The sequence below is a fragment of the Frankia sp. CeRuru1 genome (assembly GCF_977966315.1).
Genome location: NZ_CDWWEW010000254.1, coordinates 5,168 through 7,685, shown reverse-complemented (window position 1 = coordinate 7,685; position 2,518 = coordinate 5,168). Strand labels below are relative to the sequence as shown.

Annotated in this window: 3 protein-coding genes and 1 pseudogene; all 4 read left to right on the top strand. The window is 72.1% G+C overall.

Features of this window, described 5'->3' with window-relative positions:
• A pseudogene (locus AC08OP_RS17070) lies at positions 1-306 on the top strand (IS982 family transposase); the annotation flags it as partial.
• Positions 307-533: 227 nt separating this feature from the next.
• Positions 534-1,523, top strand: coding sequence for a metal ABC transporter solute-binding protein, Zn/Mn family (locus AC08OP_RS17065; protein WP_476615101.1), 990 nt, complete (start codon positions 534-536; stop codon positions 1,521-1,523).
• 45 nt (positions 1,524-1,568) lie between these two features.
• Positions 1,569-2,309: a metal ABC transporter ATP-binding protein gene (locus AC08OP_RS17060; RefSeq protein ID WP_476615100.1), complete on the top strand. Its 741-nt coding sequence runs from the start codon at positions 1,569-1,571 to the stop codon at positions 2,307-2,309.
• Positions 2,306-2,518: metal ABC transporter permease (locus AC08OP_RS17055; RefSeq protein ID WP_476615099.1), on the top strand; the 213-nt coding region annotated here is incomplete at its 3' end. The genes AC08OP_RS17060 and AC08OP_RS17055, both read left to right, overlap by 4 nt.

Sequence of the window (2,518 nt, the reverse complement as noted above, 5' to 3'; positions counted from 1 at the left end):
GAGGGCTTCGCCTCCGGGGAACTCGAGAAGCGGTTGTCCGAGGAGGGCATCGAGCTGCTCCGGCCGCATCGTAAGGACGAGAAGGTGCGGCCCGGGGAGTCGCTGCTCAAGAGCGTCCGGCAGCTGATCGAGTCGGTCAACGACACCCTCAAGGGGCGGCTTGACCTGGAAGAACACGGTGGACGGACCTACGAGGGCATCGGGATCCGGGTCGCCCAGCGGGTCATGGCCCTGGCCGCTGGGCTCTGGCACAACCACAAGACCGGCGCGCCGGTGATCCGCTCATTGATCGCCTACGATCACTGACCCTCAGGAATCACTCGTCTAGCTGTGAAGTGCGGCCTGGCGACCGGGCCGACGCTCCCGCGTTGGCCGGCCTGCCGTGGGATCCCGGGGGAGTGGACCGGACCGTCCACCGTGCCAGTCGACGAGGTCCTGGCGTCGCGGGGCGCCGAGCCGACGCGGACGTCGCGTGCCGCGGATCCGTCGACACCGATATGAATATCGTTTTCATTAACTGTTAGTGTGTCGATATGGAAAGATCCTTCCGAAGGTGGCTGATCCTGGGCGGCGCTGTGGTGCTGGCCGCCGCCCTGTCGGCCGCGTGTGGCGATGACAACGAGGGGACCACGCCTGGTGGTGCCGCCGGCCGGCTTCCGGTCGTGGCGAACTTCTATCCCGTGCAGTTCCTCGCCGAGCGGGTCGGGGGAGACCGGGTGACGGTCACCACGCTGACCCCGCCGGGCACCGAGCCGCACGACCTGGCGCTGGACGCCCGCGGCGCCGCGGCGCTGGCGGACGCCGAGGTCCTGTTCTATCTCGGGGCCGGCTTCCAGCCCGACGTGGAGAAGGCCGTCGCGGAACTACCTGACACGGTGGTGCGACGGGACCTGCTCGAGGCGCCCGGAGCCGAACTGATGCCGGCGACGGCGGACTCGCATGAGGACTCGCACGAAGAGTCCGATGGCGGCGCGGACTCGCACGAGGCGACGGGGGACGAGGACCCGCACGTGTGGCTCGACCCGGTGCGGATGAAGGCCCTGGCCGGCACGGTCGCCGAGGCCTACGCCGAGGCCGACCCCGAGGGCGCCGAGGTGTACCGGGCGAACCTGGCCGCGCTCGGGGACGATCTCGACGTCCTGCACGGAGACCTGAAGGCGGACCTGACGGGCTGCTCCCAGACCGAGATCGTGACGTCCCACGCGGCGTTCGGCTATCTGGCGGACCGCTACGGCCTCGAGCAGATCCCGATCGCGGGCATCTCGCCGGAGGCGGAGCCGGACGCCCGGACCCTGGGCGAGATCACGGACACCGCCCGGGAGGCGGGGGTGCGAACCGTGTTCTTCGAGGAGGCGCTGCCGCCTGATCTGTCCGAGACGGTAGCCGCGGCCATCGGCGCGAAAGTTGACCTGCTCGCCGCGCTCGAGTTCGACCCCCGCGAGGAGCTGGGTGCCGACCAGGACTACCTGACCGTGATGCGGGGCAATGGCGACCGCCTGCACACCGGCCTGGAGTGCGGGTGAAGCGGTCCGGCGGGGGCCCGCCGTGCTGGAGGCCCGGGGGTCACCGTGCGGTACGGTCGGGTGACCGCGCTGGAGAACGTCGACCTCGCCCTCGCCTCGACGGAACTGGTCGCGCTGGTGGGCCGCAACGGCGCCGGAAAGTCGAGCCTGCTGCGCGCGCTGGCGGGGCTGACGCCACACGACGGGACGGTCGTTCACCACACCGAGGCGTGCCGTCACGGACGTGCCAGGGTCGAGGTGGCTTTCGTCCCGCAGCGGGCGGCGCCACGCTGGGACCTGCCGGTCTCCGTCCGCCAAGTGGTGGCGACCGGGCGGCTCTCGGCGCGGCGCTGGTGGCGCCGGCTGGACGCGGCCGACCAGACGGCGGTCGACGCGGCCCTGGCGCGGCTGGATCTGGCCCCGCTCGCGGACCGGCCGGTGGGAGAGCTGTCCGGCGGGCAGGCGCAGCGGGTCCTGCTGGCCCGCGCGTTGGCGCAGGAACCGGACGTGCTCCTGCTCGACGAGCCCTGCGAAGGGCTGGACAGCGCGAGCGAGCAGGCCCTGTTGGCCACGCTCGGTGAGCTCGCCGCGGCGGGGATCGCCGTCTGCTGCGCGCTACACCAGCTGCGCCTGGCGCGCGAGGTGTTCGACCGGGCGGTGGTCATCGACCGAACAGTGCTCGCCGACGGGCCGGCCCGCGATGTGCTGCCCGCCGTCCACGACCAGTTCGCCGTCCAGGGCCTGCCTGCCGTCGAAGGCCTGCCTGCCGCCCAGAGCCCGCTCGTCGTGCGGGGAGGGCTGTCGTGAGCGGCGCGTTCGCCCTCGGCTGGTTGACCGAGCCGTTCGACTACCCGTTCATGCGACGTGCCCTGGTGGCCACGCTTGCCGTCGGGGTCGCGGCGCCGGTCGCGGGGGTCTGGGCGACCCAGCGCAGGCTCGTCTACCTGACCGACGCGATGAGCCATGCCGTTCTCGCCGGCGTCGCGGGCGCCGCTCTGCTCGGCACCTCGCTGCTC